Origin of the sequence: Dyadobacter sp. (genome assembly GCF_051859145.1) — a bacterium.
GTDB lineage: Bacteria > Bacteroidota > Bacteroidia > Cytophagales > Spirosomataceae > Dyadobacter.
Map to the genome: position 1 here is coordinate 1 of NZ_JBHYGF010000306.1, position 5,262 is coordinate 5,262.

Annotated in this window: 8 protein-coding genes and 1 pseudogene; 3 read left to right on the forward strand and 6 right to left on the reverse strand. The window is 44.3% G+C overall.

The genetic code is table 11. The features are described 5' to 3' along the window. On the reverse strand, window positions 1-277 hold a 277-nt coding region (locus tag ACTIE6_RS16935; RefSeq protein ID WP_439557769.1), incomplete at its 3' end, for a single-stranded DNA-binding protein. A gap of 234 nt (window positions 278-511) precedes the next feature. On the opposite strand from ACTIE6_RS16935, the gene ACTIE6_RS16940 reads away from it, so the two are divergent. Both ACTIE6_RS16940 and ACTIE6_RS16945 read left to right on the forward strand, forming a co-directional pair. Continuing rightward, the gene (locus ACTIE6_RS16940; RefSeq protein ID WP_056283125.1) at window positions 512-871 is read left to right on the forward strand and encodes a hypothetical protein; all 360 of its coding nucleotides are present in this window, start codon (window positions 512-514) and stop codon (window positions 869-871) included. Between the two features lie 31 nt (window positions 872-902). Further along, window positions 903-1,778, forward strand: coding sequence for an aldo/keto reductase (locus ACTIE6_RS16945; protein ID WP_439557770.1), 876 nt, complete (start codon window positions 903-905; stop codon window positions 1,776-1,778). 83 nt (window positions 1,779-1,861) lie between these two features. Here ACTIE6_RS16945 and ACTIE6_RS16950 read toward each other — a convergent pair whose 3' ends face one another. Further along, window positions 1,862-2,443: a hypothetical protein gene (locus ACTIE6_RS16950; RefSeq protein ID WP_439557771.1), complete on the reverse strand. Its 582-nt coding sequence runs from the start codon at window positions 2,441-2,443 to the stop codon at window positions 1,862-1,864. Between the two features lie 117 nt (window positions 2,444-2,560). Here ACTIE6_RS16950 and prfA point away from each other — a divergent pair, with 117 nt between their 5' ends. After that, window positions 2,561-3,634, forward strand: coding sequence for a peptide chain release factor 1 (gene prfA / locus ACTIE6_RS16955; RefSeq protein WP_439557772.1), 1,074 nt, complete (start codon window positions 2,561-2,563; stop codon window positions 3,632-3,634). 6 nt (window positions 3,635-3,640) lie between these two features. On the opposite strand, the gene ACTIE6_RS16960 is transcribed toward prfA, so the two are convergent. The 4 genes and pseudogenes from ACTIE6_RS16960 to ACTIE6_RS16975 form a co-directional block, all read right to left on the reverse strand. Further along, window positions 3,641-4,033 (reverse strand): hypothetical protein, encoded by a 393-nt coding sequence (locus ACTIE6_RS16960; RefSeq protein WP_439557773.1) that lies wholly within the window; start codon window positions 4,031-4,033, stop codon window positions 3,641-3,643. Then, window positions 4,030-4,227, reverse strand: a complete 198-nt coding sequence (locus ACTIE6_RS16965) for a type II toxin-antitoxin system HicA family toxin (RefSeq protein WP_439557774.1) — start codon at window positions 4,225-4,227, stop codon at window positions 4,030-4,032. The genes ACTIE6_RS16960 and ACTIE6_RS16965 overlap by 4 nt, the downstream gene beginning before the upstream one ends. Before the next feature lie 97 nt (window positions 4,228-4,324). Beyond that, the gene (locus tag ACTIE6_RS16970; protein WP_439557775.1) at window positions 4,325-4,885 is read right to left on the reverse strand and encodes a thioredoxin family protein; all 561 of its coding nucleotides are present in this window, start codon (window positions 4,883-4,885) and stop codon (window positions 4,325-4,327) included. A gap of 43 nt (window positions 4,886-4,928) precedes the next feature. Beyond that, window positions 4,929-5,262: pseudogene (locus tag ACTIE6_RS16975) on the reverse strand (DMT family transporter); the annotation flags it as partial.

A 5,262-nucleotide genomic window follows, 5' to 3' on the forward strand; every position in this document is an offset into this window, starting at 1 on the left:
CAACCTTTACGGTGTGATCATCTTTATTCTGGTACTGCCGGTAGTTTATCTTACCTTCCACAGTTACCATTTTCCCTTTTTCCAGCAAGGATTCACACTTCTGCGCCAGCGGCCCCCAAGCAACAATTGAGTGCCACGCGGTTGTCTTAACTTCCTCTTTGTTTTTATTCGTGTATACTTCATTGGTAGCCAAAGAGAAGGTGGCCATCTTCCCTCCGTCAAAATCTTTCACATTGATTTCGCGTCCTACGTTACCGATCAATTTTACTGAGTTCATGGTAATGATGTTTAGAATTGGATATGTATGTACTGTCGATCCTGCGACAATGCAAAGATGTTTGGGAGCTAGAAATTGATTCGGTTGTTAACCATTTATAAGCATATGAAAACATTTGCAGCCATTTGCAAGCGGAAAAGCGCGCTTATTGGTGTCAAATGAATTTTACTATATTGCATTCAGAGAGTTATGCACACTGTAAAAGGTCCTTCCCGGACCTGAGCAAAACATGGAATGATGAAGAATTGCCTTGAATGCGAAAAACCGTTAATGGGGAGAGTAGATAAGAAATTCTGCTCAGATATGTGCCGGAACAGCTACAACAACCGGCTCAATTCAGATGCTTACAATGTTGTAAGAAACATGAACAACCAGCTCCGGAAAAACAGGAGGATCCTGGAAGAATTTTGTCCGGAGGATAAATCAAAGACTACCAAAAGTGCATTGCTGAGCAAAGGTTTTGACTTCAACCTGATCACAAGTATTCGTCCCACCCTGAAAGGCAGCATTTACCATTTCGTTTACGATTATGGCTATCTTGAACTCGAAAACGATTTTTATCTGATCGTGAAAGACAAACGTCTCGAGAAATAAATATTTTTGCACCGAATCAAATATCCCCGGAATGAAAAAAGTAAGCCTGAGCGACTCCGGTCCAAAAGTATCAGAAGCGATTTATGGCTTCTGGAGATGGGCGGATGAAGGTACTGCCACTACCTCACAAATCGAAAAAACAGTTAACCTCTGTCTGGAACTGGGTATCAATACTTTTGACCACGCGGATATTTACGGAGATCAGACAATCGAAGAACATTTCGGGAAAATCATTCACAATAAGTCTTTCAAGCGTGAAGATATTGTCCTATTCAGCAAATGCGGCATCAGGCATTCCGGGAATAAGTACTCGAAGTATTATGACACTTCCCGTGACCATATCGTCGAGAGTATTAATGGTTCTTTGAAAAGGTTGCGGACTGATTACCTGGATATTTTTCTCCTGCATCAAAGTGACTTCCTTTCAGATCCCGAAGAAACTGCAACGGCATTGGCGGAGATCGTAAAGTCAGGCAAGACAAAGCACATTGGTGTTGCTAATTTCACCGTTTTTCAGCACCAGCTGCTGGCATCTTACCTGCGCATTCCAATAGTAACCAATCACATTGAGCTGAATTTAATGAATACGTCGGCGATCGAAGACGGGCGCATTGATTTCATCAAACAGAGTTTTAGCAAGCCACTAGCCTGGGCGCCACTTGCCGGAGGGAAGATTTTGAACGGTACCGAAGAAAAAGCAGTGCGCTTGCGGGCAAAGCTGGAAGAAATCGGACGTAAATACAACGCAAATATTGAACAAACCGCAGTAGCCTGGTTGATGAAACTGGGAACCCTGCCCATTATAGGCTCACTCTCTGAGGCACGGATCAGAAATGCCGCAAGTGCATCGGATATCAAGCTGAGCCGGGAAGACTGGTATGACATCTACCATGCTTCCGGGAAATAATTTGTAAAAACCTATCGGGTAAGTAAACGCGCCATTTGTCGCCGCTGCTTACCCGTTTTTCTCTTCCTGTCCTCCGTGCGATTTTATTTTTTCAGCTGTTTCGCATCCAGTTTTCGGATAATGTCTTTCTTGTTGAAAAGTAATCTCCAAACTGCAAAAGGCTGATCAGGGTTGTCTGAGCAGCTTTTACATACCAGGCTTTCGGCCGCTAACGGCGCATTGTAAACCATTAATGTATCGCCCAGCCTTTGCAGGTTATCTCCTGCATTAGCTTTGTTCTTGGCACTGTACAGGTAAGCACCGAGCAACTCCCGTTCCTTGGGATCCAGTTTTGAATTGTTCAAATCACTTGCGCCCAGCAATTCGATCTTCACGCCATACTCCTTCTGTAAAGCAGCCACCACGGGAATCTGGTCCAGGTCCCCGCACAGTTGCTTTCCTTTTGCCGAATCTTTTTCCAGCTCCTTTTGCAGTGACTTTTCCGTGATCTGAGCTATTTTCTTACCCCATTCATTGGCTGAATAAACCAGCTGCGTATTCGTTACGCGCTTGATCTCAACTGATTTCATCTCGCTTTTCAGCTCGCTGGTCTGCTCGATCCTGTTGCTTGAATTACAAGCGGCGACCAGCATTGCAACCATTAAAATGTATATAGCCTTTTTCATAAAACTTCTAATCTTTTGTAGTTGCCCGATGCAGTGACCACTGTCCCAACGGTTCATTCCAGCTAAAATGCCTATCTTTGTGCCTCAATTACAGCGTGCCAAAGATATTCAATAAAGATGATCGATAAGTTAGCAGCCATAAAAGAACGCTTTGAAGAGGTTTCCCAGCAGATTATTCAACCGGAAATCGTATCTGATTCCAGCCGGTACTCCAAGTTAAGCAAGGAGTACAAGGATCTTGGCAGAATCGTGGAGCATTATGAGCTTTATCAAAAAATCCAGAAAGATATCGCCGGCACCAAGGAGCTTATCACGACCGAGAAAGACGAAGAGCTACGCGAAATGGCGAAAGAAGAGCTCGATGAGCTCACTCCCAAACTGGAAGAATTGGAGCAGGTTATCAAAGAATTGCTGATTCCAAAAGATCCGAATGACAGCCGGAACATCATCCTGGAAATCCGTGGCGGTACTGGTGGCGACGAGGCGGCTATTTTTGCAGGCGATTTGTTCCGGATGTACCAGCGCTTTTTCGAGAAAATGGGGTGGCGTTCCTCCATTATGGATTTTACAGAAGGTACCAATGGCGGATATAAAGAGATTATCTGTAAGGTAGAGGGCGAAGATGTGTACGGAAAAATGAAATTCGAGTCGGGTGTACACCGCGTGCAGCGCGTTCCTCAAACCGAATCTCAGGGCAGGATCCATACATCGGCTGCTTCTGTGGCTGTGCTTCCCGAAGCCGAGGAGGTTGACGTGCAGATCAATATGAATGATGTACGTGTTGATACTTTTCAATCGTCAGGTGCGGGTGGACAATCGGTAAACACGACTTATTCAGCGGTTCGATTGACCCACATTCCCTCTGGTCTGGTTGTAAGCTGCCAGGACGAACGTTCGCAGCTGAAAAATAAAGACCGCGCATTGAGCGTGCTCCGTTCCAGGTTATATGAAATTGAGCTCAAAAAGCATAATGACGCGATCAGTTCGCAACGAAAATCAATGGTAGGTAGCGGAGACCGCTCTGACAAGATCCGGACTTACAACTACCCCCAAAGCCGCATTACTGATCACCGCATCGGATATACAGTTTACAATTTGCCTGCGGTAATGGAAGGTGATATCGCTGAATTTATCGAGAGATTGAGAATTGCCGAGAATGCAGAAAGAATGCAGGAGGGCGAAGCGGTCTAAGCCGCTTCAGATCAGAAACTGAATAGCCGAAAGTTCGCGGCCAACCTGCTGTACACCTTCCAGAATACGACGGGTTTGTGAAGACGACGGCTTCTTGGTCCCATTGATGTACTGAGCCAGCAGACTCTGATTCATATTGATTCGCCTACTCAATGCATTGACATTAATCACTTTATAGAACTCAAAGAAGCTTTGTAGATCAGGCCGAAGTACCAATTCATCAATACCATACTTGAACCCGAGATCTTCAAAGGCCAGATTGACCGCATCGACAATATTCTTCTTTAAATCTTCGAAATCATCGCCCTGAGTGGCTATAAAATTATCCCCAACTGAAGATGTAGCACTATATCCTACATCCTCTTTGATAATGTTAATTGTCAAAACTGGCTTCTTCATCGCTTAGTCGTTTTAATTCCAGCTATTTTCAATAATGCGGCCAATAGCCCTTTCTTGACTTCCTTAGGGCCGTGGTCCGGAACGATCAACTGTCCCTTTTTAGTAGGATGCTGCATGATAATGTGACTGCCATTTTGTCGAACACGGAACCAACCGTCTTTCGAAAGTAACCTTAGAAGTTCACTGCACTTCATACAAAAGTAATAAATTTATTACCTGCTTAAATTTCTTGTCGCAGGTAACTGATTGAAAACTTTATGCAGGAAGTTGAGTGATGAATATAAAACGATGCTATTTGGCCTGATATTTCTCCTTATAAGTTTTGGCTTTGTAGCTATCGAACTCTTCTTTTTTGTAATAATCGCCGCCAATAAAGGTGATTACTTCATGGAATTCCTTGGGTTTGAGATAGCCTGCGAGCGGCTGGATCATGTTGAATTTATCGTCCAGGAAAACGGTTGTGGGGTAACTTGGCTGATTGTTGGTCAGGGCGAGTGCGATTTCGTTGATCCCCTTGCCGCCCTGCGGCAGAAACTGAAATTTCTTCTCTCCTAATGTAATCGTCGCTTTCTGCTCTGCATCGAGCTTCACAGCATAATAAGTCTTGTTGACGTACTCGACAACTGCCTTGTTCTTGAAAGTTTCGCGGTCCATTACTTTGCACCACCCGCACCAATCGGTGTAAAGATCAATCATGATCTTCCGCGGCTCTTTCTGGATTTTTGCATAAGCCTCTTCAATCGTCATCCATTGGATCTGCGCAGTCTCCTTTTCTTCTATGTCTGATTTGGAACCCGTAGACATAAATGCCACAGCGGCAAGGATCAGGCTGTTCAAAATGAGGTTTTTCATATGAATCTTATTTTCTGACCAAAGAACAAGAATTACCGCCGGTTTATTTCACTGTAACTTTGGATTTGGCAAATGAAATAAGAATGCCGCCCGCAACAATCAGCAGCATACCAGCGAGCATCGGAACGGAAGGAATTGCTTCTCCCATTAAAAATCCGATCAGGACTGAAAAGAGAATATTGGAATAACCAATTGCGGCTACCCTGCCTGCTTTGTCGAATGTAAAAGATTGTGTCAGCATTTTTTGACCTGCCAAAGCAGTTAGTCCAAGTGCCAGAAATCCCAGCCACTGCCACATATTTTGAGGCCATTTAAAAGTCCCGATCAGAAAATCAAGGTGTTCGACCGGATAGTAAGTACCTACCAGCATGGAGATA

What these genes read in the sequence shown, in the direction of transcription:
- ACTIE6_RS16940 (WP_056283125.1), top strand. Translation starts at nt 512, where the DNA reads ATGATGAAGAATTGCCTTGAATGCGAAAAACCGTTAATGGGGAGAGTA.
- ACTIE6_RS16945 (WP_439557770.1), top strand. Translation starts at nt 903, where the DNA reads ATGAAAAAAGTAAGCCTGAGCGACTCCGGTCCAAAAGTATCAGAAGCG.
- ACTIE6_RS16950 (WP_439557771.1), bottom strand. Translation starts at nt 2,443, where the DNA reads ATGAAAAAGGCTATATACATTTTAATGGTTGCAATGCTGGTCGCCGCT.
- prfA (WP_439557772.1), top strand. Translation starts at nt 2,561, where the DNA reads ATGATCGATAAGTTAGCAGCCATAAAAGAACGCTTTGAAGAGGTTTCC.
- ACTIE6_RS16960 (WP_439557773.1), bottom strand. Translation starts at nt 4,033, where the DNA reads ATGAAGAAGCCAGTTTTGACAATTAACATTATCAAAGAGGATGTAGGA.
- ACTIE6_RS16965 (WP_439557774.1), bottom strand. Translation starts at nt 4,227, where the DNA reads ATGAAGTGCAGTGAACTTCTAAGGTTACTTTCGAAAGACGGTTGGTTC.
- ACTIE6_RS16970 (WP_439557775.1), bottom strand. Translation starts at nt 4,885, where the DNA reads ATGAAAAACCTCATTTTGAACAGCCTGATCCTTGCCGCTGTGGCATTT.